We start from the raw sequence: 26,646 nt of genomic DNA on the forward strand, positions 1-26,646 counted from the left end.
CAAAAAGGATATTTATTCTCCCACAAACATTTTACTCATACTTACAAGTCATTATTATTATTTTTGTATGTATTGTTGTTGTGTTATCCCTTTTAATAACCGATTTGATTATAAGTAAAGGAATAACCTCCAGTGTAGAAGGAACACAGGAAGAGAAGGCATTGGATGTTGCAAGGATGGTGGCCGTTACTCCACAGGCGAAAGAGGTTCTCGAAGGAAAAGGTAGCCAGACAGAAATTCAAGCTTTTGCAAATGAAATAAAAGAACAAACAAATGTTAACTTTGTTGTTGTGATGGATATGGACGGAAATCGTCTATCCCACCCGGAACCTAGTAAAGTGGGGAAGCACTTCAGCGGAGGAGATGAAGGTCCAGTGCTGGAGGGAAAGGAGTATGTTTCCATTTCTAAGGGAACGCTTGGCCATTCCATGCGAGCGTTTACTCCTATCAAGAACGAAGAAGGAGAACAAATCGGCGCAGTTGCTGTAGGAATTTCTTTAAAGAGTGTGACAGAGGCTGTCCATAAAGGACGGATGGGCATCTTTATGGGAACATTGATTGGGACTTTGATTGGTGTAATTGGGGCCGTGTCTCTGGCAAGATACTTCAAAAAAATTCTGTTAGGACTTGAGCCTTTTGCTATTGCTAAGCTTCTAGAAGAGCGTAGTTCTATGCTTCAGTCTGTACGCGAGGGAATTATAGCAATAGATCAGGAGGGCAAAATCACCCTTGTTAATAAGGCAGCTAGTAAGCTTTTTCAAAAAGCGGGTCTTGATGAGAATGCTATTGGTAAAAATATTGAAGATTATTTGCCAGATACTCGGTTAACACGCATTATAAAATCGGCTGAAATGGATTTGGACCAAGAGCAGAACTTGCATGGTGTGACTATTTTAGTAAACCGGGTACCAGTAGTTGTGGAAAATCAAGTAGTGGGTGCTATTGCAACATTCCGTGAAAAATTAGAGGTCCAGCAATTGGCTGAACAATTGACAGGTGTACGTAATTATGCGGATGCTCTCCGTGCCCAAGCACATGAATTTATGAATAAACTTCATGTTATCCTTGGTCTCGTTCGGACGGAACAATACGATACACTTGCTAATTATGTAAGTGAAACGGTAAATCATCGGGAAACAGAAGTTGGCTTTGTTACGAAGAAAGTCCAAGATCCTGTTCTTGCTGGGTTTCTGATTGGTAAGTTAAGCTTTGCCAGAGAATCTGGAGTTTCGCTTTACTTTGATTGTGAAAATAAACTTCCAAAGCCTGCAAACCCGGAAATTACCCATGAACTAATCACGATTATTGGGAATATCCTTGATAATGCTATTGAGGCGAGTGTAGATAGTATAAACAAAAAGGTAGATCTTAAATTGGATTATGCAGAAGAGATTTTAACCATTGAAGTCAAAGATACAGGGATGGGAATGACGAATTCCCTGCAAAATAAAATTCTTGATAAAGGTTTCTCTACTAAAGGAAATAATCGAGGATTTGGCTTGTTTCTTTTAACGCAAGCAGTAGAAAGATTGGAAGGGGATCTCATTATTTCGTCAAAGCCTGGAAAGGGGACAACTTTTGCCGTGTATATACCTTATAAAGTAGAGGTGAGGAAAAATGATTAATGTAATGATTGTAGAAGATGACCCGATGGTAGCGGAAATAAATAAACGATACCTTTCGCAAATAGATGGATTTCAATTGGCAAAAACAGCTAATTCAGTAGATGAAGCGATCGCTTTATTGAAAAAAGAAAAAGTACAGCTGATTCTTTTAGATATTTTTATGCCAGGCAAGCTCGGATTAGAACTGTTAGCCTATCTTAGAAAAAATGAACTTGAAATTGATGTTATCATTATATCGGCAGCCTCGGATTTTGAACGAATTAAGAAAACCTTAAGGCAGGGTATTGTCGACTATTTAATTAAGCCTTTTGAGTTTGAAAGGTTTAATGCTGCTCTCACTACTTACCTTGAGCAAACTAGGATGACGGATAAGCGGGATTCTATTAGTCAACAAGAACTGGATTCCTTCCTTTTACATAGAGAAGAGGCTGTTATTGTAGAGGAACTGCCAAAAGGGTTAACAAAAGATACCCTGAAGCAAATATGGGATGCGATTCAGAAATTAAAGGAAGCACCTTTCTCAAGGGATGATGTAGCAAATGTTGTTGGAATATCAAGAGTATCTGCTAGAAAGTATCTTAATTTCCTAAAGGATTTAGGAATACTTGAAGTGAAGGTTATCTATGGAACGATTGGAAGGCCTGTTTATCAACATGAATATAATTACTGGAAGGAACACTTAATAAAAAACTTTTTGTAAGCAGGTTTGGAAACCGCTTACTTTTTTATTTACAAAAAGAATGATTAAACTTACACAAACTATGAAAGCGTTTAACCGGAGGGTATGATGAACATGTAAAAACAAAAGGGGATTCGTGGTCCAATCAAAATGTTTAGATCGCTTCCTCACAAGTAATAATATAAACTTTTTTTAGGAGGATAAAGTATGCATATTCCGATTAAGAAAACGCTTGATAAAATTCCAGGTGGGATGATGGTTGTTCCATTATTCTTAGGGGTATTAACGAACACATTTTTCCCGCAATTTTTAGAAATTGATCATTTTACTACGGCATTATTTAGTAAAGAAGCATCATCGACCATTTTGGCATGTTTTATGTTTTTAATTGGCTCGCAAATTAATTTTAAATTAGCTCCAAAGGCAATTAAAAAAGGGGCAATCTTACTATCAGGAAAATTTATAGTAGGGGCAGGTATAGGGATTGCAGTAGCCATAATCTTTGGGCCAGCTGGAATTCTAGGATTATCCCCTTTAGCCATTCTTGCAGCGTTATTAAATGCTAATGGTGGTTTGTACGCATCACTTGCTTCCTCCTATGGTGATGAAACGGATGTAGGAGCATATGCGTTATTTTCTTTAAAAGACGGTCCATTTTTTACATTAGTTGCATTAGGAGCTTCTGGTCTTGCTTCCATTCCATTTCATGCGCTTGTAGGAGTATTAATCCCAATATTAATAGGAATGATTTTAGGAAATATTGATCCTGATATGAGAAAGTTTCTAGGAAGCAGTAAATTATTATTAATCCCATTCTTCTCCTTCCCATTAGGAGCAGGAATGGATCTTAGGACGATAATAGAAGCGGGAGGCCCTGGCTTATTACTAGGATTGATAGCTGCATTCACTGGAATTGGGGCTTACTTCCTTTTAAAGTTATTTAAAGAAAATCCTATCGTTGGTTTAGCAACAGGATCAACTGCAGGAAATGCTGTAGCTACACCAGCAGTTGTTGCAGCTGCAGACCCAACTTTAGCTTCTATAGCACCAGCAGCTACTGCCCAAGTTGCAGCAGCATGCGTAGTATCTGCAATCATCTGTCCAATTATTGTTAGCTATGTTTATAAAAGATCGGAAAAGAAAAAAGCTAAGAATTCGATTGTACCAGCAGCATAAATAAGGATAGGGAATGAAATAAAGAGGAAAGCAATCCTGGTTACTTGCTGCATTGTTCGTTACAAAATAATGAATTTAAATTAAATATCCTAGTGGAAAATAGCAATCAGTATTAATATGAGAAGGAAGAAATTTGTTTTTGAGAATGTAAGGTTAATAGTTTAATTTCATATAGAAAGAAGGATCTACCACTATGAGTGTGTCTGAAAATGTAATTATCACAACATTAAAAGGAAAAGAAATTCTCTCCAATCCCTTTTTAAATAAAGGTGTTGCTTTTACGAAAGAGGAAAGAGAAAATCTGGGACTTGATGGTCTATTGCCGCCACAAGTACTTACACTTGAAGAACAAGTAAACAGAATCTATGAGCAATATTCGATGCGGACCACCAATCTTTTTAAATACGGCTTGCTTAACGATTTATATAATCGAAATGTCGTTTTGTATTATCGATTTTTAAAAGAACACTTAGCAGAGATGCTTCCAATCGTTTATACCCCAACTGTCGGTGATGCTATCCAGTCATACTCTCATAGCTACCATCGTCCAGATGGATTGTATCTTTCCATTGATCACCCTGAAGGGGTTGAAAAAGCATTTTATAATCTAGGGAAGTCCAGAAATGACATTGACTTAATCGTTGTTACGGACTCTGAAAGTATCCTCGGTATAGGGGATCAAGGAGTAGGCGGTATTAATATTGCAATAGGTAAACTAGCAGTATATACAGCGGCAGCTGGTATTGATCCAAGCCGTGTTCTGCCGGTTGTATTGGATGTTGGTACGAACAATCAGTCTTTAATTGAAGACCCTATCTATATTGGTAATAAGTTCCCTCGTGTCCGTGGTGAGCGTTACGATGATTTCATTGATTTATTTGTTCATACTTCAAGAAAGTTTTTCCCAGAAGTACTTCTTCATTGGGAGGATCTTGGAAATGTAAATGCACGAAATATCTTGGATAAATATGGTGACAAAATCCTTACCTTTAATGATGACATCCAAGGAACAGGTGCTGTGACACTTGCTGCTGTTATGTCTGCGTTAAAAGTTACAGGAGATTCTCTGAAGGATCAACGTATTATTGTCTTTGGACCGGGTGCTGGTGGTCTCGGTAACGCAGACCAAATAGTTGATGCCATGGAAAATCAAGGATTAACAAAAAAAGAGGCTTATGATCATTTTTGGGCTATTGACTATCGAGGGCTACTGACAGATGAAACACCAGATGTACTGAATTTCCAAATGCCTTATGTAAGAAAAGCGGAGGAAGTAAAGGAGTGGGATCAAAATGAGGACGGAATCATTTCATTATTGGAAGTGGTGAAAAGGGTGAAACCAACCATCCTCATTGGTACTTCCGGCCAAGGCGGAGCTTTTTCGGAGGAAATTGTGAAAGAGATGGCAAAGCATGTGGAACGTCCAATTATCATGCCAATGTCCAACCCTACACAACTTGCGGAAGCAGTTCCAGAAAATTTGATTAAATGGACGGATGGTAAGGCGCTAATTGCCACAGGAAGCCCCTTTGCCAATGTAGAATATAACGGTGTTTGCTATGAAATCGGTCAGTCAAATAACGCATTTGTGTTCCCAGGACTAGGGCTTGGAGCCATTGTTTCAAAAGCGCAAGTTATTTCAAAAGGAATGTTTGCGGCAGCAGCAAATGCAGTTGCTGAGATGTGCGAACCCAACCAACCTGGAGCTTCCTTGCTTCCTTCGGTTGAGAAATTACATGATGTATCTATCTATGTTGCAATAGAAGTAGCAAAGGCTGCTCTAAACGAAGGGATAGCAAGAGTGGAGCTTACAGATATTCCAAAAGCCGTGGTCGATGCTGTTTGGCAGCCTGAGTATAAGGAGATAAAGAGTGTCGGTATTTGGGCAAATGTTTAATGACATAATAATAGATTAGTAATCTATATTGGCCTGTTCCTCCTAGTAATTGTCGTATTTTCGACATTTTAGGAGGAAGGGGTTTTTATTTTGTGGTTGCGAAACGGAATAGAGTAATTAGTACTATTTTTGTATATTTGATATGAATAAAAAATACTAGTATCGACAAAAAATGACAAGTTCTTTATAATGAAGTAGTGATTTGTATTCGTGAAAATAGTACTGAAGTTTTCTAAAATTGAAAAAGGCAAACTTATCGAAAGGTAAGGACGCAAAGCTACGAGTCTAAAATCCTTCTGGATAATGATAGTCGGGTTGCCAGAAATAACCACCAACGATTATTTGGCTATCCCTGTCTATTCCTGGGATAGCTTTATTTATTTTGGACTTCTTGGAAAAAAGATGAAAACATGGATATAAGGAAAAGGAGAATAGATATGATTGTAGTAGACAAAAAGAAGTATAAAATGGCGATTAATGAAGGCTCGAAAGAAATCCATGTACAGGTTCATGGATTGATGAGAGAGGAAGACGCAGAGGAATATATGGTGGATTTGCAAGAGACGATTAATAAAGTGTCAAGACGAGATTATACCTTTGTTGTGGATGCTACTCACCAAACACCAGTCCCATCAAAAGTTGTACCACAATTGGAACAAACGATGCAATTTTACTCTGGCTTAGGTTTTAAGGAAGTTCTTGTTGTAAAGCCTTCTTCTAAAATTGCCCAAGTGCAAATTAGAAATGCCTTAGAAAGAATTGAGTTCACAGGTAAAATTATTGATCAAGTATCTCACTCTATGTAAGGTTAGGTATAAATTATTTTAAGAGAGTTATATATTTTAATTGAAAAGGGAGTCATCAAGTGCAACAAGTACAAACGTTATATACATATGAAATTCTATCAAAAGGACAAACGGCTTTGATTGAAAAGGCAGCTGACTGTCTTGCAAGCTCATTTATAGGATTGAATATAGCAGGGAAGTTGGTTCAAGAGCCAATGGTAGGTCTTTTAAATATAGATTATGAAGATTTTTATCAGTTTACGAAAGAATATATAGAATCTACTGTAGAGCAAGGATATTGTGCAGTAGCTTTAGATAGTAATCAACAGGTTGTTGGTGTTCTAGCTGGAGATATAAATGCGCCAGAGATTATTGGAGAAGATGTGTTTGAAGGTTCTTTTTCTGATATGAATGTTATTCTACATGTTTTAGAAGATGTAGATAAACGTTTCCTAGCAGATTATAAAGAACGAAATGGAAGAGAGCTAAAGGATGGAGAAATATTGCATTTATTCATGTTAGGTGTAACTGCCGAACAGGAACGTCACGATGTTATTAAGCAATTAGGAAGCACACTAATAACGAAAGCCTCTTCACAAGGATTGAAGGCTGTTTTAGCAGAAGCGACAAATCCTAAATCTATACGTGTGATGGAGAAATATTACGAGATGGAAAAATATAAAGATGTAGAAGGAAATTATATTGTTCATAAATATCAAGAGAATAGTAGATTAAAAGATATTCCTACAACGATTGCTGACGGCACTTATATAATTATTAAAGAAATTTAAACTTTCAGCAGTCTAATTAAATTTTATAAATAGGAGAGTTATTTATTATGGAGGCTATATTATTAGCTATTATTGTTATCTTATTGGGAACAACAGTGTATTTTGCTTACCGATATTTTTCGCTGAAACATCATCCATCTATTAACAAAGAAATAATAAACGGGATGAAAGAAATAGCTGCAGGAAATAGAAGTGGCAAAGTAGATGGGACAAGTTCTTATCATATTACATTTAATGAACTAATTGCGTTTTTAGATCGTGTAAGGGAAAAGTTTTTTTCTTTTTCAAAAAATGTCCATACAAAAGGAGAAAATCTAGCTGGAATTGGTGAAAATGCTATGGAGAAAGCTGATATTGTCCGAGCAGCAATCGATGAGGTAGGTAGAGGATTACAAAAACAATTAGTAGCAACAGAGGAAAGCGCCCTATCAATGGAAGAAATGGCCCAGGCCATCGAAGATTTATCGATAAGGTCCAATCAAATTTCGGAACAGTCTAATACTACTTTAGAATTGACGCAAGAAGGAAATGTAAAGCTTAAGGACTCTTTAGAAAAAATGGAGCAATTTAACCAAACAATCAATACAACCTTTCATGCCATTAATAAGCTTGGAGAAAAGTCTCAAGAAATTGGTACAATTGTAAAGGTAATTACAGGAATATCTGAGCAAATTAACTTATTGGCATTGAATGCGGCAATAGAAGCAGCTCGTGCGGGGGAACATGGTAAAGGTTTTGCAGTCGTAGCTGATGAGGTGCGAAAACTGGCTGAACAGTCCCGTCAATCATCTTCTGAAGTATCAAATATTGTAAGAAATATCCAAGAGGAAACAGGGATAGTTGTGAATTCAATGCAGCAGGGTACAGAAGAGTTTAAAGACACGAACACGAATATTTTAGAAGTTGGTACGATGTTCGAACAAATTCTCTCTACTACAAAGGTCATTGCTGAAAATAATGAAAATTCTTCTGCGAGCACAGAAGAATTATCCTCGGCTTCTCAACAAATCATGACAACGATTGTTCAGATAGCGGCTATTTCGCGAGAATCTGTTGAAATGTTTGAGGAATTAATCGGGATTAGTGATGGAGAGCTACAAACGATTCAAAAACTAGTTCAGGAAGCGGAGAATCTTTTGGAATTGAAAAATGATGTAGACAAACTACTTTCTACGTGGAATCAGGGTGTTGAAACAGAAGTGGGTCAACAAATTGAAGGTAAGGGTAGTGTAGCCAGTTAAGTTGGAAACTGCTTCTCATAGGTGATTAAACTTGTGAGAAGCTTTCATTTGTAGATTAATTGAAATAATTTATTTTAATAAAGTATTTTGTAATATTCCTTCGAAAATAGCAAACTCATTGAAAGATGAGGACGCAAAGCTGCGGGCCTAAAGAAGTACTTCTATGGTAGCCGGGTTGCCGAAAAGGTTGGATAGTTACTAATCAAGCAATATATTGCTTTTTTACGTCCTCCTTGGTGTGGACTTTTTTTATTTGGATTTGTCTATCGTAGCAGAAGGATAGTATTCAAAAGGAAAGGGAGTAGAAATGGCACAACAAGAGCAATGGAAATCAAAAATAGGATTTGTTTTAGCTGCAGCTGGATCAGCGATAGGATTAGGAGCTATATGGAAATTCCCTTATGTAGCTGGAACAGGTGGCGGCGGAGCCTTTCTCTTATTATTTTTAGTTTTTACATTAGTATTGGGAATGCCCTTATTATTAGGAGAATTTATGATTGGGAGAATGGGACAAAGTAATCCGGTTCAAACATATGGCAAGCTAGCATTAAATCCAAAGTGGAACTTTATCGGGAAACTCGGTGTTTTTACAAGCTTTTTACTGCTATCATTTTATAGCGTTGTTGGTGGCTGGATTATTTTATACATTGTGAAGCCTTTGAGCGGTGGATTAGCTGGATTGACTCAGGATCAATATGGAGAGCTTTTTGGCGACATTATTTCTAACCCATATCCGACTATTGCGGCACAGCTTGTATTTATGCTTGTCACAATCCTTGTCGTTGCTCAAGGGATTCAAAAAGGGATTGAGTTAGCAAGTAAAGTGATGATGCCAGCGTTATTGCTTTTGTTTTTAATACTAGTGATTCGTTCTTTAAGCTTGGATGGAGCAATGGAGGGTGTGAAATTTTTACTTGTACCAGATTTTTCAAAGCTGACATCTGAGAGTATCCTATTTGCCCTTGGGCAAGCATTTTTCACATTATCTTTAGGTGTTTCGGTTATGCTTACATATGCTTCTTATTTACCTAAAACACAAAATCTACCTCAATCAGCTATTTCTATTATTATCTTAAATATTGTTATAGCTTTATTAGCGGGATTAGCTATTTTTCCAGGTGTTTTCTCCTTTGGCATGGAACCGAATGCAGGGCCGGTTTTAATATTCTCGGTTTTACCTGCAGTGTTTGCCCATATGCCTTTTGGGATGCTTTTCTTCTTGGCATTTTTACTATTATTCTTATTTGCCGCTTTCACTTCAGCATTCTCTATGATTGAAATTATAGTATCAGCAGTTACGAAAAATGATGCAAGTAAACGGAAGAAAAGTACATGGATAATTGGGATGCTGATTTTTATTGTTGGTGTTCCATCCTGTCTATCTTATGGTGTACTTGCAGATGTCCATCTTTTTAATAAGACTATTTTTGATTTGATGGATTACACGGTTAGTAATATTTTAATGCCATTAGGTGCCTTATTAATCGCGATTTTTGTATCGCGAAAAATTCCAAGAGAAGATTTATTTGCGGAATTAAAGCAAGGATCGAATGTAAGATACACATTCTTTTCCATTTGTTATTTTCTGTTGAAGTACATCGTTCCCATTGCGATTATTGTCGTTTTCTTAGATGCGGCAGGATTATCAGATTGGATTATAGCTTTGTTTAAATAAAAGCTACTTCTAGCAAGAACATCACGGAGGTCAAATAATGAAGGAAATACAACAATTATTCCCAAGCATGGACGGGAACAACTTTCAAAGAGAGGAATTATTGTCCTACTTTAAAACCATTTTAACGAAAATAGATGAATTAAAGGATCCTAACAAACTAACTCTAGGAGAAATGCCAGAATACACAGAGGACTACTATAATCGTGTTATTGAAAAGGCAGATGTTCCGAAAATGGGTGTATCCATGGAGGAAGTGATGCAGAAGCTTCTAAAATTAGTGGAAGGACATCGATATGTAAATCGAAACTATGTAGCCAATGCGGCGCCCCTTCCGAATATTGCTAGTATCATTGGGAATTTAGTTATGGTGCTTGTCAATGGGAACAACCTTTGGGATGTAGAAGGTCCGGCGGCCGCTACAGCGGAGGTCGAAATAACAAGTATGCTGTCCAAGCTAATTGGCTATGATGAAAATCTAAGTGCTGGATATACAACTTGGGGAGGACAAGGAGCGGTGTTTAATTCTTTACGCCTTGCAATTGCCCGTTATGCACCTTCCTCTAATCAAAAGGGGATTCCGAAAAATCTTTATTGCTTCTGTTCAGAGTTATCCCACTACAGCTTGTATAAATCTGTAGAAGCAACGGGGATTGGGGTAGAAAACATGATTCGTGTGAAGGTGAATCAGGATCATTCTATGAATCTCCAAGATTTAAAAGAAAAAATGGAGCAGGTAATTTCAAAAGGCGGTGTTCCACTTTATATACTTGCAACAATGGGAACAACTGATACATTTGGGATTGATGATATAGAGGCCATGAAGCATCTAGCGGAAGAGCTAGAGCGCAAGCATGGTCTTAGCCCCATCTATATTCATGCCGACTCAGCAATGGGAGGATTGTACACCTTCTTTAATGCGTACGGCTTTGATAATAACCCACTGCAATTGGAAGACAATGTTAAGGTAGTATTGAAATCCTATCAACAGAAGTTTAAACAGATTAAGCTTGCAGACAGTATGGTCTTTGATTTTCATAAGCTAGGACAAACACCGTATATTACGAGTTTATTTTTAATTAAAAATAGAGAGAATCTCAAATATGTTGATTTAGACGAAGAGGAAACACCATATGTTGGGAATCGTGGGTATGGAAGCTATCATACAGGCTACACATTAGAATGTTCACGAATGGGAAGTGCTCTTTCCATCTATGCATCTTTATTAGCATTTGGGATGGAAGGGTATCAAAAGCTTCTAGCCAACTATCTTCGCGTTAATATGAAATTTAGAGAGACGTTAACAAGGGAAATTTCAAATGTGGCAATTACGAATGAAGTTTCGCCGATTACAACCTTCCGCTTTTATCCTGAAACTTCTAAATGGAAGGATGAATCAGGTGGACTTTTAACAGTGGAAGAAATAAATGAAATTAATCAATTTAATGACGAGTTTGCCGAAATAATTGGTGCTGAACGAGATACCGTCTTCTTTGGAAATACAAAAAAACAGCGTCTTGTAGAAGCAGCCGATTCCAATAAGCGAGTATCTATATATGCACATAAGTTTTTCACAATCTCTCCTTATTCAACGATGGAAGAGGTAGATCGTTATGTTGAATTTTTAAGAGAGCATATTGAATTTTTCCAGAAAACAAAAACAGTGGTTTTTCATTAAAAAAGGGAATAGAAACGTGATTCCAGCATTATAAAGTAAAATTTAAATCCTCCTGCCATAGCAGGGGGATTTTTTTCGCTGTAAATATCTAGATTAAAAAAATGCTAAAAAAAATCATTCTCATAAATAGTGGTGAATTTTAAGGGAATGTAAAATATTTACTCTCCCTTTACAAAAAATCTCTTTCATGTTGATAAATCAAGTATCCCTCTAAAAACATTCTGAAACTTGTTAATAATAACTTTACATTACTCCCCAAAGTAGCTTTATATTTATTTTCTAAAATTTAATTAGTAGAAGAAACCATATTGATACTAATTTCTATTAAAAGGAGTGAGGGAGTTTTATGCATTTTGCTTCAACGTTAGCTTGGGCTTATCCAGTAGACGAAGTGGTACAGCTTGCCAAGCAGAGCGAACTATCAGGACTGGAGATTTGGGCGGAACAGGTCTGGTTTCACGGGACAAACCCAGAAAAAATCCGTAAAGCGAATCTAGATCAGTCTATCAACCTGACTATGCATGCCGCAAGCTGGGACTTGAACATTTGCTCTATAGAAAAAGAAATAAGAGAAAGCTCTGTAAGGCAAATTCAACATTCCATTAAGCTAGCAGATGAGATAGGTGCAGACTCTATTACATTCCACCCAGGGAGGCTGACTCTTCCCCAAATGAAACAGGAAATATATGAGACTTTAATGATGGAATCTATTTTTACTTTAATAGAAACAGCGAAGCAGTATAAGAAAACCCTTAGCATAGAATTAATGGAGGTAAAAGCAAAGGAATTTGTGACAAGCCCTGATACGATGAATCGATTGATTGCAAGCTTTATACCGGAACTGAAAACAACCTTTGATGTTGCTCATATTTCGGAGGGAGCTCCCGGGCGTGCCTTTGCCGACTTAATAAATGTGGACAAAATTCATGTTAGTGATAATACCGAAAGTCAGCTACATGTTCCCCTTGGTACTGGCATACTAGATCGTAATATGCTGAGAGAGTTTTTTGCTATCACATCTCTCCCCGTAGTGGTCGAAGGTTTCGATGCATCGGAAAATCTAAATTGGTGGAAGCATAATCTTCACTATTTAAAAAGCCTGGAAATACAGAAGGAGGTGCCTCAATGAAGATTCTAGTGACAAACGATGATGGCATTTTTGCTCCTGGTCTTCAGGCGCTGGTTGAAGTGTTGCAGCATTTTGCTGATGTATATGTGGTCTGTCCAGATCAGGAAAGAAGCGCAGTCAGTCATTCGATTACGTTGAGAGTGCCTTTAAAGGCAAAGCCACTTCCCCTATTTCCTGGTGTAAAAGGTTGTTGGGCAGTTAATGGAACACCAGCAGATTGTGTGAAGCTGGGGATTGAAGTATTAATGAAACAGCAGCCTGACTTTGTTATTTCCGGAATAAATCTTGGACCAAATCTAGGTCGTGACCTTTATTACTCAGGAACAATGGCTGGGGCTATAGAAGGATTACTTTACGGCATTCCTGCTGTGGCAGTATCATTAAATGCCTTTTCTGACATGGACATTAATTATGAAAAAGTAAAAAGGCTATTTTATCCTATTATGGAGGTGCTTTTGCAGAACAAGATTCCAAAGGGGATTTTCTTGAATGTAAATTTACCTTATTTATCAAGGGAGATGTGTAAGGGAGTCCGTATTGTTCCACTTGATATGAAGGTTGCTCGCTATTCCTATGTCGGTTTAAACGACCCCCATGGACAAGTTTACTATTGGTTAAAGGATCAGCTACATAATATGAAAGATTTTGAGGAGGATAGTGACTTTCTTTTACTAAGAACAGGGTTTGTCACTGTATCACCGATTGAGTTTAGGACGTTTCATAAAAGAAAACAAGAACAAATTGAACGATGGTTTTCCCATTTAACTTTTGCTAGTACAGATGAGGAGGAAATAGATTATGCGTAAATGGATGCTTATATTAATGTTTGGAATATTGATGGCTTTTGCTGCAGGCTGCGGTAGTAAGGAAAGCAGTGAGACAAGTAATGCTTCAGAAGATACGAATAATACAGAGGCGAAGGTAGAGGGATCTCTCCATTTTTATACTTCTCAGCCGGATGCAGATGCGGCCAAATTGGTAGAAGGATTTCAAGCTAAATATCCTGATGTAAAGGTAGAAACCTTCCGCTCTGGTACAGAAGAAGTAATCTCAAAAATTAAAGCAGAAAAAATGGCTGGAAAGATTCAGGCTGATGTACTGTTGGTTGCAGATGCAGTAACATTTGAAAGCTTAAAGGAAGAAGATATGCTTCAAGCATATGAAACAGAAGAAGCTACTGAAATCCCTTCAGAGCTTATTGATCCAGACCATACTTACTTTGGAACAAAGGTTATGGCTACAGGCTTAGTAGTAAATACGGAAAATGTTAAAGAAATGCCTACGAGTTGGAATGCGCTGACTTCTAAAGAGGTAAAAGGAAAAATTATTATGCCAAGCCCGTTATACTCTGGTGCTGCTGCTTATAATTTAGGTGTGTTTACACGTCAAGATACATTTGGCTGGGATTTTTATAAAAATATTGCTGCAAACGATGTAACAGTAACAAAGGGGAATGGCGATGTACTTAAAGGTGTTGCCGGCGGAGAAAAGGACTATGGAATGATTGTTGACTATCTCGTTACACGTGCTAAAGCAGAGGGATCTCCAGTTGAGCTCATTTATCCAGAAGAGGGTGTGCCAGTTATTACGGAACCCATTGGAATCATGAAGGACGCACAAAATGTAGAAGCAGCAAAGGCTTTTGTTGATTTCGTTCTTTCAGAAGATGGACAAAAGCTTGCTGCAGAGCTTGGCTATACTCCAATTCGTAAAGGGATAGAAGCTCCTGAAGGACTAAAAACAATTGATGAAATAAAGGTCCTTTCGGAAGATGTGCAGGAATTGTATAAGACAAGAGATGCTGATAAAAAAGAATTTGAAACAGTTATCAGCGAATAGAACATTTTTTAAGAAGGAGTGGACAGAATGAACTCACATGTTCAGAGTTCAGAAAGGAAAACGGAAGCTTTATCTCCGTTCTCCTTTTCTTATTTTACCCGTAATTGGTGGGGCGTTCCCGGCTTTCTGTTGCTTATCTTTGTATTTTTGCTTCCTGTTTGTCGTCTTGTTTGGCTGAGTGTTTCCAATGGAGAAGAAGTTGGTCTCATGCTTTATCAGGAAATACTATTAGAAAAAGCAACCTGGAGGACGATTCAAAATACCATTATTATTACGATTTCCAGTACAGTACTTTCCTTAGTTATAGGAGTAGGGCTTGCCTTTACAATGGCATATGTGAATATCCGGGCAAAAAAATGGCTGCAATTGCTTATCTTTTTACCGTTTTTAATCCCCTCCTATATCTCAACACTTGCTTGGGTTCAGTTTTTTGGAGGAAATGGTCCCATCCAGTTTCTATTTAATGAATCTGTTAATTTGTACAGTATGGGAGGAATTATTTTTGTACTTGGGCTTTCTCATTATCCCCTTGTGTATTTGATGAGTGTGGAGGTATTTCGTCGTATTCCAAGAGAGCTGAAATATGCTGCCAGCACTTCCGGAGCGTCTGGTGGAGTTGTATTTCGAAAAGTTATCCTTCCAATGGCGCTGCCAGGGATTGCTAGTGGTGGTATTCTTGCTTTTCTATCTAATATTGATAACTTTGGCATTCCTGCTTTTCTTGGTATTCCAGCAAATATTCGTGTATTAAGTACTTATATTTATGAACAGATAATTGGATATGGACCATCTGCCTTTTCCAGAGCCGCTGTACTTTCCGTTATTCTTGGCGTGATCGCGTTAATTGGTACAGTGGTGCAATGGGCGATTATTAGAAAAAGTAATGTAAGTGAAACAACTGCAAGAGATACAGAGCCAAGATATTATCTCACGCGGGGGTGGAGGAACGTTGCGGAGTCAGCGCTATGGATTTTCTTGTTGCTCACAACCCTTGTGCCGTTGATTGTTATGGCTTCTACCTCCTTTATCAGGGCATATGGATTATCGCTTTCGTGGGAAAATCTTTCTTTGAAAAATTACCGATATCTGCTATTTGAAGATGCTAAAACCGGTTCAGCGATAGGGAATAGCGTAACCCTAGCACTTGCTACTATGTTAATCTGTATGGTTATTGGAACAGTGATTGCCTATATTCGCTTTAAAAAGCCATCCTTTTTTGTGAAGGCTTCGGAAATCATTGTTACTATTCCGTATGCTTTGCCAGGAACGGTATTTGCCTTGGCGATTATTTTAATGTGGCTTCAGCCATTACCAGGTGTGCAACCAGGAGTCTATGGAACGATATGGATTTTATTGATTGCTTATATAACTAGATTTACGGTTCTACAAATGAGAGGAAGCCTGACTGCCTTTTCGCAAATTGATCCTTCTATGGAGGAAGCAGCAAGAACTTCAGGAGCAAGGGCGTATGTTAAATGGAAAAGTATCCTTTTTCCACTACTTATGCCTGGAGTATTAAGCGGGGCTGCTCTTGTGTTTTTGACTGCTCTAACGGAGCTTACGGTTTCAAGTCTTTTATGGTCAAGCGGCTCTGAAACGATTGGTGTTGTCATCTTTAGTTTTGAGCAAGCTGGATACTCCACTTATTCCACAGCATTTTCAACATTGATTGTAACAGCAGTATTAACAATGGGGATTTTGTTTGTTCTTTTCGAAAAAATATGGAAGAAGAGGGTGATGAAGAGTGATTCGAATTGATGGGTTAAAAAAGAATTATGGAAATTATACGGCTCTTGAGAATATTGATTTGGAGCTATTAAACGGAGAATTTATCGCTATACTTGGTCCTTCTGGATGTGGGAAGACTACATTGCTACGGCTTTTGGCAGGATTCATGAAACCAACAGAAGGAACAATTTCCATAGACGATGAAATAGCAGCAAGCTCCAGTAAACTTGTCCCACCTGAAAAAAGGAATATTAGTATGGTATTTCAATCTTTTGCATTATGGCCGCATATGACAGTAGAAGAGCATATTCGATTTCCCCTAAAGCATCATCGATTTGGCAAAACAAATGCGAAGGAGGAGCAGGAAAAAAGGGTCTCTGAAGCATTAGAAATGGTAGGACTTTCTCATTTGAAAGATCGTTATCCTGCTGAACTTTCCGGTGGACAAAAACAACGTGTTGCACTAGCACGGGCAATCGTTCCAAAGCCGTCTCTTCTCTTGATGGATGAGCCGTTAAGTGCGCTTGATGCAGAACTTCGAATGGAAATGAGAAGAGAGATTGGCGCGATTCACCGAAAAATGGGTACAACAATTATCTATGTTACTCATGATCAAGGGGAAGCATTGGCGATGGCCGATAGAATTGTTGTAATGAACCATGGGAAGATAGAGCAGATAGGTACACCTGAAAGTATTTATAATACTCCGCAGTCCGTATTTGTGTCCACTTTTGTTGGGAAAGGCAATCTAATAAAAGGGGAGTGGGTGAATGAGGATAAATTTATTCCAGCTGATTTTCCTGCTGTTTCTTGGACAGATATTGGCATAGCAAAGGAAATAAAAGCTCAAAATCTTTATCCTGTTCGCCCGGAGCAATGGAAGCTTGGCGAGGTGGATCAGAATCAGATGACTGGAATTGTTCAATTTGCCCAATTTCAAGGGAATGAAATCCATTACAGCATTCAGTCTGGTGAAGAGATGATTAATGTTTATGCTTCTGTTTTTGAAAAAAGATTCCTACCAGGTGACTCTGTTTCATTAAAAATATATACTGGCACAGCCCAAAAAGCTGTTTTAGTAGGTAGCAGGTAGGGAGGAAATAGGATGATTGATTTGCATATTCATTCTGAATACTCAGATGGTTCCTGGAATCCTCGAGAGATAGTAGAAGATAGTATAAAAAAGGGGCTAAAAATCATTTCGATTACCGATCATGATGTATTGGCGGGTTATGAAGAGGCTCTATTCTATAGAAATAATAGCTTGAAAATTATTCCTGGGATTGAATTGAATACAGATGGTCCTTTAGGAGAACTTCATATTTTAGGCTACAACTTTGACCCAGAGCATCCAAGCTTAAAGGAACATGTCCTTTGGAGAGTGGAGGATCGGTTGCAATGGGGAAAAAGAATTGTAGCAAAATTGAAGACGCTAGGATTTAATATTTCTTTTGGAAATTGCCTTGCACGTGTGGGAAAAGGAGTTCTTGTTAGAACACATATTGCAGATGAGTTAGTTGCAGCTGGATACTTTCACAACAGTAAACAGGCGTATGAAGAACTTTTAAAAAAGGGGAAGCCAGGCTTTGAAGAAAGAGGAACTTTTTCTGCAGTGGATGCCATTAAGCTAATTCATGAGGCTGGTGGTCTTGCCTTTCTTGCTCATCCAGGAATGTATAAGCACGATTTTAATGTTCATCACTTAATCGATTCTGGTTTGGATGGAATCGAAGTGTATCACTCCAAACATACTAAGAAGGACCAAGACTATTGGAGAGGATTAGCAGTAGATAGGAATCTTCTTATTTCTGGAGGAAGTGATTTTCATGGACCGGAATCAAGGAATCCGTTTCCGATTGGGAGTGTGGAGATAGAAGATCCTCAGATTCTAGCATGGTTTGGTAATATGGTTCCTTAGCATTTAGATAAATTATAGTGTTGTTTATAGAAAAATTTAATTGCATTTTAGTGAAGCTTTGCTTTAAATAAAAGTAAAGCTTTTTTATGTAGAATACTTTTGGAAAATTCTATTAGCATTTGCAATAATTTATAGTAAAGGAATGGTGGACAAATGGCATTATTAAAACTAAATCAACTAAAAAAAGAACTAAAACAGTTGGAACAAAATGAATTAATTCAGTTAATTTCAGAGATGTATAAAATTAATAAAGATGTTCAGCAGTATTTGTCCAATAAGTTTATAGGAGAAGAAGCCATTAAAGACTTGTATGAGAGAACAAAAAAGATAGTGAGGGATGAATTCTTCCCAGAGCGCGGTTTTGCGAAAATGCGATTGGGAGTAGCAAGAGATGCGATTTCAACTTTTAAGAAACTTTCCTCTGATGAGGGTAAAACAATAGATTTGATGCTTTACTTTGTTGAAACTGGAACAAAATTTACCAATACGTATGGTGATATAGAGGAAAAATTCTATAATAGTATGGTTTCCATGTATAACAAAGTAGTGAATGAATGCAATAAGAGCGAGGGATTTTACAACATTTTTAAAGATCGTCTTTATTCGATTGTCGGTGACACAGATGGAATTGGATGGGGATATCATGATGATATTTGTGCTATTTATTATTCTTTAGATTGGCTGGAAGAGGATGAAGAAGATGAATGAGATGGAATAAGAAAAAGTAATCTATTTAAAAGGCTGTTTTCGTAAAGTTTGTTATGATGAATCCACTTTGCTTACCATAAGGAGTCAAAAGCTCAGTATTTCTAATTAATTTTGTTTTTTCTATTGAAAAAGAAACACTCTTTTAGAAAACAGCCATTTAAAAAGAATCGCTTGGTTTTGAATAAAATATTTAGAAAGCTGCCGCTATTTTTTAAAGTGAAGTGGCTATTTAAACATCTTTATATCAAGTAACCATTTCCGTATCCACTAGTTACGTGAAATATTCTAACTTAGCATCTGGAAAGAATTTTTTCATATAGGAATGAAGATGATTTTTAATATCTTCTTCTTCTTCTTTTTGATAAATATATTTCCCAATCCCATATTTTCCCCATTTATATCTTCGTTTTTCCTCATCTAGCTCTAATTTTGTCATCGGATAATTTTTTTGTATGACTCTTTTGGCTGGTTTTGTAAAACGGTGCTGGATAAATTCGAATGTTAAATCCTTTTTTGCTTCGGCCGGCAACTCAGCATCCAGTCGTTCGAACATGTGAAGATATCCTTCTTCCCATCCTTCATGGAGATAAATTGGAGCGACAATAAATCCAAGGGGATATCCAGCTCTTGCGACTTTTCCAGCAGCTTCGATTCTTTTTGCTAGAGGAGAGGTTCCAGGCTCAAAATGCTTGATGACATAATCAGCATTTACACTAAAACGAAAGCGGGTTTTTCCATTATGCTTGGCATCGAGTAAGTGATCAACATGATGAAACTTTGTTACAAACCTCAGTTTTCCGTAATCCGATTCTCCGAAATGTTCAATCGCACGTTTAAGGGTATGGGTTAAATGATCAATACCGACAATATCGGATGTACAAGATGCTTCAAATCGAGTAAATTCAGGAGCGCGCTCCTGCATGTAATGATCGGCAGCTTCTAAAATTTCATCAACATTTACATAGGTACGGATGTAAGGCTTACTTCCCATCGTTGTTTGCAAATAGCAATAGTGACAATGTCCCATACAGCCGGTTGCAAAAGGAATGGCATATTCAGCAGAAGGCTTCGAGGTATCGAATTTGAGCGTCTTCCGAATGCCGACGACAAGGGTTGATTTTGCTACCCGGTAACGCTGAAAATCATTGTCTCCAGGAAGGTTTCTAACTTGATTATGGGAAGTTGTGTGCCGGATTTCTACATCCATTTTCTCAAACTTTTCAAGTAGCTCTTTCCCTAATGGATAGTTTAGTGCATCTGGTTCAAAATAAACTAGCTTCGGTGTAAATGGTTTAATCATTCCAATCTCCCTTCCGAAACATCTCCATAATAGTAATTGTAAGCTTGCTGAGCTTCTTCTTCTGTAGTATATACAGCAACCTCGTTAGATAGAGGATAGTAATTTTCGTATAAAAATAAAGATAATTGATTGGAATCGTCAGGATTTTTAACTATAGCTGCAGCTTGAATATTAGCTACATCTTGGGTATGTGGGTTTCTGTAAAATACATAGACGATATCTCCGGCTTGAAAGGTTTGGTTTTCGTTATACAGTGTCATTCACTCACTTTCTACATTCAATCTATTAAGATTTTTTACATTGGATTCTTTAAGTATGTATTACTTTTTTTGGAAGTGGTGGGAAATGAAATCCGCTTATTAAATCGTTCTATTTTTGCTCATAATAATGCTGATATACACAATGATAAAAAGGAGCGTTTAAGAAATGGATGCTAGAAATTCAATCGAAACTACACTGTTAACGTATAAAAAAGGGCTTGGTGATTTTACTGGGAAGATGCCTGAATTTGCAAGTAGATTTAATGCTTTTACAGAAGCATGTTTTGGAGAAGGAGCTTTATCTCAAAAACAAAAGCAATTAATTGCTTTAGGAATCAGCCTTCACGCACAGGATGAGTACTGTATTATTTATCATACAAAGGGATGTTTGGATCAAGGCTGTTCCGAACAGGAAATCTTAGAAGCTGTGGGTGTAACTGCTGCATTTGGAGGCGGAGCAACTATGAGTCAAGGGGTTACATTGGTTCAAGAATGCATGCAGGAATTCAATCAATTAGAACACTAATAAAAGTAGAAAATTAACAATAAATAGGAGCAGAACAGATTATGACAAATCAAGACATTAAAAATCAGGCTATTAAAATTATCTCAGGTCATAGGACAGGAATACTTTCATCTGTTGAAAATAATAAACCCCACTCACGATATATGACATATTACAATGATGATTTAACATTATATACACCAACTCAAATGGATACAGAAAAGATAGAGGAAATCGAAAAAAATCCTTACGTTGCTGTATTGTTAGGATATGAAGAAAAGGGGCAAAGTGATACGTATATTGAAATAACAGGGAAGTCTGCTATTAACAATACAGAAACATTGAAAAAACAGTTTTGGGATGACTCTTTTCAAGAATGGTTTGAAGGGCCTGAAGATCCAAACTATGTATATCTCCAAATAACTCCTGAAGTGGTTCGGATTTTAAATATGCACGGTGAACCGCCCCAAGAGTTATCATTAGAAAATGAATGAATCACTCAACAGACTCTTCTTTCCTTTTACTTTAGACGGAAAGAAGAGCCATCAATAATCTCCACGTCCCCTCGTAATTTAACTTCTTTCATAAGTTTAAAAAGTGCCTTATCTTTCTTTTTTGCTTCAATCATACAGTCGATTTGGCTTATACTTCCGTTAATCTTTTTTAGAAAATCGAAGAACATATTTATATCGATATAATCGGCATGATGCCGAAAAAGTTTATCACTTTTTGGGCTCGAAATATGCATTTTAATGGGGAGAGAAGAATCTCTCCATGTTTGGATGACCCGGTCCCAGTTACTTTCCCAATGGGGATTATTAGAATGGTGAGCAAGATGGTGGTGATAATCAAATACAAGCGGAATTCCTAATTTTTCACATAAGTAAAGTGTATTCTCAAAAGTGAAGGAGGTATCATCATTTTCAAGCATAATCATGGTTTGAAGTGATCTTGGGACAAGCATCCAATTTTCTATAAAGCGTTCTAAAGACTCTTCTGTGTCCTTGTAATTTCCTCCAACATGCATGACACATCGATGCATTGTATCTATGCCCATCCCTTTTAATAATAAATAGTGCAATTTTAACGTTTTAATCGAGTTTTTCAAAATATGCTTCTGAGGCGAATTAAGGAGAACAAAGTGATCAGGATGAAAATCGATTCTCATTTTGTGTTTTCTTGCAAATGCCCCCAATTCTCCTAAAGGTTCCTTTAGTGGTTTCATATAATCCCAATCAAGAAGTTCCTCATGGTTTGCCAACGGAATAAGCCTTGAAGTTAAACGATAAAAATGTATATCGGAAGCTGCAGTGTGCCTTAAGAGGCGAAGGGTATTCTGGAGGTTTTGTAAGGCAATCCGTTCTAACTTACGGAGTGCTGCTTCCCGATCCTCGATTTTCTGAAATTGAGTATATGTCATTGTTTTTGATGGGGATGAATTTTTTACAATCATGCTCATCGCAACGTATCCAAGTCGGACAATGGTCAATAGATGTCACCTCTTAATATATAATTCAAAAGTCATTCCTACCATTCTATCGTTCCACCAGAAGTCTGTTTTACTCCTCTAATAGATGCGATGTCCTCAATCAGCTTCAACATGGCAAGGTTTTTTTGTTTTGCTTCTATCATAATGTCAAAATCCTGTTTAAGATTTTTTGCCATTTTTAAAAAGGGGAGTACAAAGTCAATGGAAACAAAGTCAGCATGAGAACGAAAGGCTTGGATCGATTTTGGTGAAGAAATATGTACTTTAGGGACCATTTTTTTGTTATTCCATGTGTTAAAAATTCTTTCTAAATAAAGAGATAAATCTATATCCTCGTTATTTGCCATATGATGATGATAATCAAGAATCATCGGAATGTTTTCTTGTTCACAAGTTATCAGTGTTTCTTTCACGTTATACGTTTTATCGTCATTTTCAAGCGTCATTTGATTTTTGATTTCTACAGGCAATTGTTTTATATTCTGATGAAATCGACGTAAAGAAGTATTTTTATCTCCATATGCCCCACCAATATGAATATTAATGATACTAGTATCGAGTACATCCATGGCTTTTAGCATTTTATAATGAAATTCCATATCCTTTACAGCATTTATGGTTACTTCTTCTCTAGGGCTAGTAAAAAGTGTAAATTGATTGGGATGAAAACTAACCCGAAGTTTAAATTGTCTAATTAATTGGCCAAGTTCTCTCCATTGCTCTTTAAAGGGAGTAATGAAATCCCATTCTAACTCTGGATGAGTTGCTAATGGCACTAACGAACTGGATAACCGATACAATGAAATCTCATTGGCGGCATTATAGTAGAGAATTCTTTTCGTATTTTTTAAATTTTGAGCCGTAACAGCAAGTAGCTTTTCTGTGGCTTCCTGTTTAGGAAGGGCTGAATATCGAGAGAAGGTTAAAGCCTTTGAAGGACTTGCATCCCATAATCCTAATGCATTTGCCACATAGCCAAAGCGAATCTTCATCTGTTTAGTTCCTTTCCATAGAGTCCAGCAGTGTATCTTTTTATATTGCCATATCTTCTGGAACTCTATGTGCTGTTTTACTAAGTTAATAATGCATTTCATTAAAAAAATCCTGAGATTGTGTCTTTCCTATACCACTCATTCTTTCGGCCGAACCCATACTTTTGAAAAATCTACATAGCCAAAATGGCTAATTTTAATATTGCTTATATCGGTTGAAAATGGAATATATCGCTTTTGATAATAAAGTGGAATCATAATCGATTGATTAATCAATTTTTTTTCGATTTCTAGGTTTAAAGCTGTCCATTGTTCAAATGGTGTATCCTTATATTTTCCCATTAAGTTTGTAAGTGTTCCATTGTTTGCTATCATTTGGGAAAGCGGAGAAAACCCATTCATTAAAAAATAGTAAAAGGAAAAATCTTGATTGAATTCAAAAACTTCTCCATGTACGAAAAGATCTACATCTAATGTCTTAGGATGCTTTGTTAATATATCAGCAAAGGAAAACCATTGAATATCTATAGGGATTTTTTCTTTTGCGAATATTTCTGCAAGCCATTGTGTGGTATTAGCAGTATGTCTAGCACCTCTTATCACAATGGGTTTAGAAAATGTTGGCCGTTCTACTTCAGAAATAGTCAGCTGTTGATTTTGACCGACTATTATACTCTTATCATTCGGTATTAGTCTTGAACTTAGGTCACCAATTGTGTGACGATTTTTAGCGATAATCCAATGGAGGTAATCTCTTACTCGCTTCTGTCTAATAGCAGAATTTCTACAGGAGTTCATTACGATGATACCAAACCCCGAGTCGCTTTCTACTTCGATGGAGGAAGAGGTATCCTTTTCCATAGGAGAATGATAGATTCCTTTAAAATCCTCAGGAACTTGAATGAATTCTACTACATCAATTAATGGCCTCTCTCGAAAATGATCTTGAAAAGCAGTTAAAGTTGTTTTTTTATCGATGTTTTGTTGAAGGATGAAGTAACCGGTGCCCAATATTTTTTCATTCGTCTCTCTATAGATGCTTGCACACATCATACTAAGCATAGGAAGGATATAGGTGCATCCATTGGGATGGATAATATCCAGTATAAGTGGAGACTTTACTTCGATACTTTTGACAGGTGTCCATAAATCTTTGTAATAAGCATGTGTCCGAAGTTTTTCAAGGCATTCGGCCACATCATTTGCTGTCAAAACGGAACCGTCATGAAATTTAATATCCTTTTTTAAATAGAGTCTTAGTTTAGAAGTGGTGCTATCCCAACTATGGGCAATTTCAGGTAATACTTTCCCTTCTTCTGTATGAGTGACAAGCCGATTAAACACGTTTGCCACTAAATGGGCACTGAAGACATCCCCAGCTTCAAGTGGATGGGTGGAATGGAATGGATATCTTTTTGGTACGATTAATTTATCATTCGACTCTTGGACAAAGCCAAGTTTTGTATGAAATTTATTCATTAACCTCATTTTGCTGTTTGTGGACCAATTATACATTAAGTATTTGCTTGTTTGTTCTACTGGTTCCAGATCAATTCGCTTTAAAACCTCTTTTTCGTAAGAACTTTCCACCTCTTTTTTCCATACCAATGTTGAAATGTTTCCGCGTCCTCGTCCGGGTGTAAAGGATAGCCAGCCTTCCTCCATCCATTTTTTTAAATAACGTGTTGTTTGTTTCGAGCTCAATTGCAAGGTTTCAGAAATTTCCTCCATTCGAATACTGCCTGAAGGATAATATCTCCAAAGTGTAAGTAATTTGTTATCCATCCTTTTTCCTCCTAAAAGGGGACGTTGTTTTATTAATTGTCTATTTTTAGAATTATTCGTCTAGTTTAATATACAGTAATAACAAGGGGGAGACAACATGAAATGGAAGGAATTACCGAGAAATATCAAAGTTAGGATGATTACCTCTTTCTTTAATCGGGCGGTTTCATCAGCTGTTATGCCATTTATGGCTTTATTCTTTGCACAGGAATTAAACAAAATTTGGGCGGGGTTATTTTTGATTAGTACTGTGGTTATCGGATTTATGATTAATTTAGTTGGAGGATACATTTCTGACCGCTTTCCCAGAAAAAAGGTTTTAATGATAACATCCTGGCTGAATGCACTCTTCTTTTTAATCATGACGATCAGTCTATTTCCGACCAATAAAGTAATTGTCTTGTTTGCTTTGGCGTATGTTGGATTTATTATTACAAGCAGTCTAGGGAGACCTGCAATGCATGCGATTATTATTGATTCCACAACACCAGAAAATAGAAAGGCCGTTTATACACTGGATTACTGGCTAGTGAATTTATCGATGGCTATTGGGGCAGCAATTGGAGGACTTTTATATTTGAATCATCAGAAAGAATTATTCATCATGCTGACTTGTACATCTACAATGATTCCAATTGCCTATGGGATTTGGCTGCAGGACAAGTTCACAAATCAGTTACACAAAAAGCACAAGAATGTCTTGGTTGACTTAATTAGCAATTATAAAGTGGCGTTTAAAGATGTAGCCTTTGTAAAAGTGGTTGCAGGCTCCACCTTTATTTTTGCAGCTGAATTTTCATTAAATAGTTATATTGGGATTCGCCTTGCTGAAACTTTTGAAGCAGTTCGTATTGGAAGCTTTGAAATTGTTGGGGTACGAATGCTAAGTATATTAAATATAGAAAATATGCTGCTTGTAGTTTGTTTTACTTTTATTATCAATCGGTTCACAGATAAGATCAATAAAAAGAATGCTTTAATAACAGGTCTTATTCTGTATGGAATTGGATATGCGACTGTTACTTCGTCAAACACGTGGTATATGCTTGTTTTATTTAATTTGATAGCAACGATAGGCGAATTAATTTATTCACCGATTCGAAATGCAGAGCAGGCGAATATGATTCCAAGCGATAAACGTGGATCTTACTCTGCTTTTTCCAACTTGTCATTTAGTGGAGCAGATTTAATTGCAAGAGCTAGTATTATTATCGGGGCATTTTTAATTCCAACGATGATGTCTGTCTACATTGGCATTATTGTGATGGTGGGGACTGTTCTTATTTATACAGGATTATTCGCGAAAAACATAAAAGTAAATAACCTAGTCAATAAAGGTGTTAGTGGCGACTAGAGCAGTAAGTTGAAAATTGGTATGGAAGATATATTGAGGCTGGGACATAAGTAAATAACTAGTCTTTAAAGACGAACAATCTTTAATTTAGCTCT

The 26,646-nt window shown here is 37.0% G+C and carries 24 protein-coding genes and 2 riboswitches; of the genes, 19 read left to right on the forward strand and 5 right to left on the reverse strand.

All coding sequences use genetic code 11. The features are described from left to right. Positions 1 to 8 precede the first annotated feature (8 nt). The 16 genes from dcuS (at position 9) to ADJ83_RS00600 (ending at position 18,866) form a co-directional block, all read left to right on the forward strand. Positions 9 to 1,625 (forward strand): DcuS/MalK family sensor histidine kinase, encoded by a 1,617-nt coding sequence (gene dcuS, locus ADJ83_RS00525; protein WP_342585604.1) that lies wholly within the window; start codon positions 9 to 11, stop codon positions 1,623 to 1,625. After that, entirely contained in the window at positions 1,618 to 2,325 is a 708-nt protein-coding gene (locus ADJ83_RS00530; RefSeq protein WP_048716379.1) for a response regulator, read from the forward strand. Before dcuS ends, ADJ83_RS00530 begins: the two co-directional genes overlap by 8 nt. 186 nt (positions 2,326 to 2,511) lie before the next feature. Beyond that, the gene (locus tag ADJ83_RS00535) at positions 2,512 to 3,480 is read left to right on the forward strand and encodes a 2-keto-3-deoxygluconate permease (RefSeq protein WP_031539004.1); all 969 of its coding nucleotides are present in this window, start codon (positions 2,512 to 2,514) and stop codon (positions 3,478 to 3,480) included. 193 nt (positions 3,481 to 3,673) lie between these two features. Next, the gene (locus tag ADJ83_RS00540; RefSeq protein ID WP_048716382.1) at positions 3,674 to 5,377 is read left to right on the forward strand and encodes an NAD-dependent malic enzyme; all 1,704 of its coding nucleotides are present in this window, start codon (positions 3,674 to 3,676) and stop codon (positions 5,375 to 5,377) included. 236 nt (positions 5,378 to 5,613) lie between these two features. Continuing rightward, positions 5,614 to 5,700: riboswitch (cyclic di-GMP riboswitch) on the forward strand. A 114-nt stretch (positions 5,701 to 5,814) separates the two neighbouring features. Beyond that, positions 5,815 to 6,183, forward strand: coding sequence for a hypothetical protein (locus ADJ83_RS00545; protein WP_031539000.1), 369 nt, complete (start codon positions 5,815 to 5,817; stop codon positions 6,181 to 6,183). A gap of 59 nt (positions 6,184 to 6,242) precedes the next feature. Then, positions 6,243 to 6,953, forward strand: a complete 711-nt coding sequence (locus ADJ83_RS00550) for a hypothetical protein (protein WP_031538999.1) — start codon at positions 6,243 to 6,245, stop codon at positions 6,951 to 6,953. Positions 6,954 to 7,510: 557 nt separating this feature from the next. Next, a complete protein-coding gene (locus ADJ83_RS26760) occupies positions 7,511 to 8,194 on the forward strand; it encodes a methyl-accepting chemotaxis protein (RefSeq protein WP_414630328.1) in 684 nt (227 codons plus the stop codon). Positions 8,195 to 8,292: 98 nt separating this feature from the next. Continuing rightward, positions 8,293 to 8,377, forward strand: a riboswitch (cyclic di-GMP riboswitch). A gap of 124 nt (positions 8,378 to 8,501) precedes the next feature. Then, the gene (locus tag ADJ83_RS00560; RefSeq protein ID WP_048716388.1) at positions 8,502 to 9,869 is read left to right on the forward strand and encodes a sodium-dependent transporter; all 1,368 of its coding nucleotides are present in this window, start codon (positions 8,502 to 8,504) and stop codon (positions 9,867 to 9,869) included. Positions 9,870 to 9,906: 37 nt separating this feature from the next. After that, positions 9,907 to 11,544, forward strand: coding sequence for a pyridoxal phosphate-dependent decarboxylase family protein (locus ADJ83_RS00565; RefSeq protein ID WP_048716391.1), 1,638 nt, complete (start codon positions 9,907 to 9,909; stop codon positions 11,542 to 11,544). Between the two features lie 346 nt (positions 11,545 to 11,890). Further along, on the forward strand, positions 11,891 to 12,673 hold the full coding sequence (locus tag ADJ83_RS00570) for a sugar phosphate isomerase/epimerase family protein (protein ID WP_048716394.1): 783 nt from the start codon (positions 11,891 to 11,893) through the stop codon (positions 12,671 to 12,673). Next, on the forward strand, positions 12,670 to 13,479 hold the full coding sequence (surE, locus tag ADJ83_RS00575; RefSeq protein ID WP_048716398.1) for a 5'/3'-nucleotidase SurE: 810 nt from the start codon (positions 12,670 to 12,672) through the stop codon (positions 13,477 to 13,479). The genes ADJ83_RS00570 and surE overlap by 4 nt, the downstream gene beginning before the upstream one ends. Then, positions 13,472 to 14,512: an ABC transporter substrate-binding protein gene (locus tag ADJ83_RS00580; RefSeq protein WP_109768982.1), complete on the forward strand. Its 1,041-nt coding sequence runs from the start codon at positions 13,472 to 13,474 to the stop codon at positions 14,510 to 14,512. The genes surE and ADJ83_RS00580 overlap by 8 nt, the downstream gene beginning before the upstream one ends. Positions 14,513 to 14,539: 27 nt before the next feature. Continuing rightward, the gene (locus tag ADJ83_RS00585) at positions 14,540 to 16,270 is read left to right on the forward strand and encodes an ABC transporter permease (protein WP_031538990.1); all 1,731 of its coding nucleotides are present in this window, start codon (positions 14,540 to 14,542) and stop codon (positions 16,268 to 16,270) included. Next, entirely contained in the window at positions 16,257 to 17,333 is a 1,077-nt protein-coding gene (locus ADJ83_RS00590; protein ID WP_031538988.1) for an ABC transporter ATP-binding protein, read from the forward strand. Before ADJ83_RS00585 ends, ADJ83_RS00590 begins: the two co-directional genes overlap by 14 nt. Before the next feature lie 12 nt (positions 17,334 to 17,345). After that, the gene (locus ADJ83_RS00595) at positions 17,346 to 18,158 is read left to right on the forward strand and encodes a PHP domain-containing protein (protein WP_031538985.1); all 813 of its coding nucleotides are present in this window, start codon (positions 17,346 to 17,348) and stop codon (positions 18,156 to 18,158) included. A 153-nt stretch (positions 18,159 to 18,311) separates the two neighbouring features. Then, positions 18,312 to 18,866 carry a DUF6155 family protein gene (locus ADJ83_RS00600; protein WP_031538984.1) on the forward strand — a complete coding sequence of 185 codons (555 nt, stop codon included), beginning with the start codon at positions 18,312 to 18,314 and terminating at the stop codon, positions 18,864 to 18,866. Positions 18,867 to 19,137: 271 nt separating this feature from the next. On the opposite strand, the gene splB is transcribed toward ADJ83_RS00600, so the two are convergent. Both splB and ADJ83_RS00610 read right to left on the reverse strand, forming a co-directional pair. Beyond that, positions 19,138 to 20,166 (reverse strand): spore photoproduct lyase, encoded by a 1,029-nt coding sequence (gene splB / locus ADJ83_RS00605; RefSeq protein WP_031538983.1) that lies wholly within the window; start codon positions 20,164 to 20,166, stop codon positions 19,138 to 19,140. Continuing rightward, positions 20,163 to 20,426, reverse strand: a complete 264-nt coding sequence (locus ADJ83_RS00610; RefSeq protein WP_031538982.1) for a transcriptional regulator SplA domain-containing protein — start codon at positions 20,424 to 20,426, stop codon at positions 20,163 to 20,165. The genes splB and ADJ83_RS00610 overlap by 4 nt, the downstream gene beginning before the upstream one ends. Positions 20,427 to 20,592: 166 nt before the next feature. Here ADJ83_RS00610 and ADJ83_RS00615 point away from each other — a divergent pair, with 166 nt between their 5' ends. Together ADJ83_RS00615 and ADJ83_RS00620 are read left to right on the forward strand one after the other, a co-directional pair. Next, positions 20,593 to 20,952: a carboxymuconolactone decarboxylase family protein gene (locus ADJ83_RS00615; RefSeq protein ID WP_031538981.1), complete on the forward strand. Its 360-nt coding sequence runs from the start codon at positions 20,593 to 20,595 to the stop codon at positions 20,950 to 20,952. Positions 20,953 to 20,993: 41 nt separating this feature from the next. Then, positions 20,994 to 21,425, forward strand: a complete 432-nt coding sequence (locus ADJ83_RS00620; protein ID WP_031538978.1) for a pyridoxamine 5'-phosphate oxidase family protein — start codon at positions 20,994 to 20,996, stop codon at positions 21,423 to 21,425. A gap of 26 nt (positions 21,426 to 21,451) precedes the next feature. Here ADJ83_RS00620 and uvsE (ADJ83_RS00625) read toward each other — a convergent pair whose 3' ends face one another. From uvsE (ADJ83_RS00625) to ADJ83_RS00635, 3 genes are all read right to left on the reverse strand, one after another. After that, positions 21,452 to 22,420, reverse strand: coding sequence for a UV DNA damage repair endonuclease UvsE (gene uvsE, locus ADJ83_RS00625; RefSeq protein WP_048716405.1), 969 nt, complete (start codon positions 22,418 to 22,420; stop codon positions 21,452 to 21,454). A 38-nt stretch (positions 22,421 to 22,458) separates the two neighbouring features. Continuing rightward, entirely contained in the window at positions 22,459 to 23,412 is a 954-nt protein-coding gene (gene uvsE, locus ADJ83_RS00630; RefSeq protein WP_031538976.1) for a UV DNA damage repair endonuclease UvsE, read from the reverse strand. Between the two features lie 138 nt (positions 23,413 to 23,550). Then, positions 23,551 to 25,197, reverse strand: coding sequence for an ABC transporter substrate-binding protein (locus ADJ83_RS00635; protein ID WP_031538974.1), 1,647 nt, complete (start codon positions 25,195 to 25,197; stop codon positions 23,551 to 23,553). Positions 25,198 to 25,294: 97 nt separating this feature from the next. On the opposite strand from ADJ83_RS00635, the gene ADJ83_RS00640 reads away from it, so the two are divergent. After that, positions 25,295 to 26,551, forward strand: a complete 1,257-nt coding sequence (locus ADJ83_RS00640; protein WP_048716409.1) for an MDR family MFS transporter — start codon at positions 25,295 to 25,297, stop codon at positions 26,549 to 26,551. Positions 26,552 to 26,646 lie beyond the last annotated feature (95 nt).

Source organism: Bacillus sp. 522_BSPC, assembly GCF_001076885.1.
Taxonomy (GTDB): domain Bacteria; phylum Bacillota; class Bacilli; order Bacillales; family Cytobacillaceae; genus Niallia; species Niallia hominis.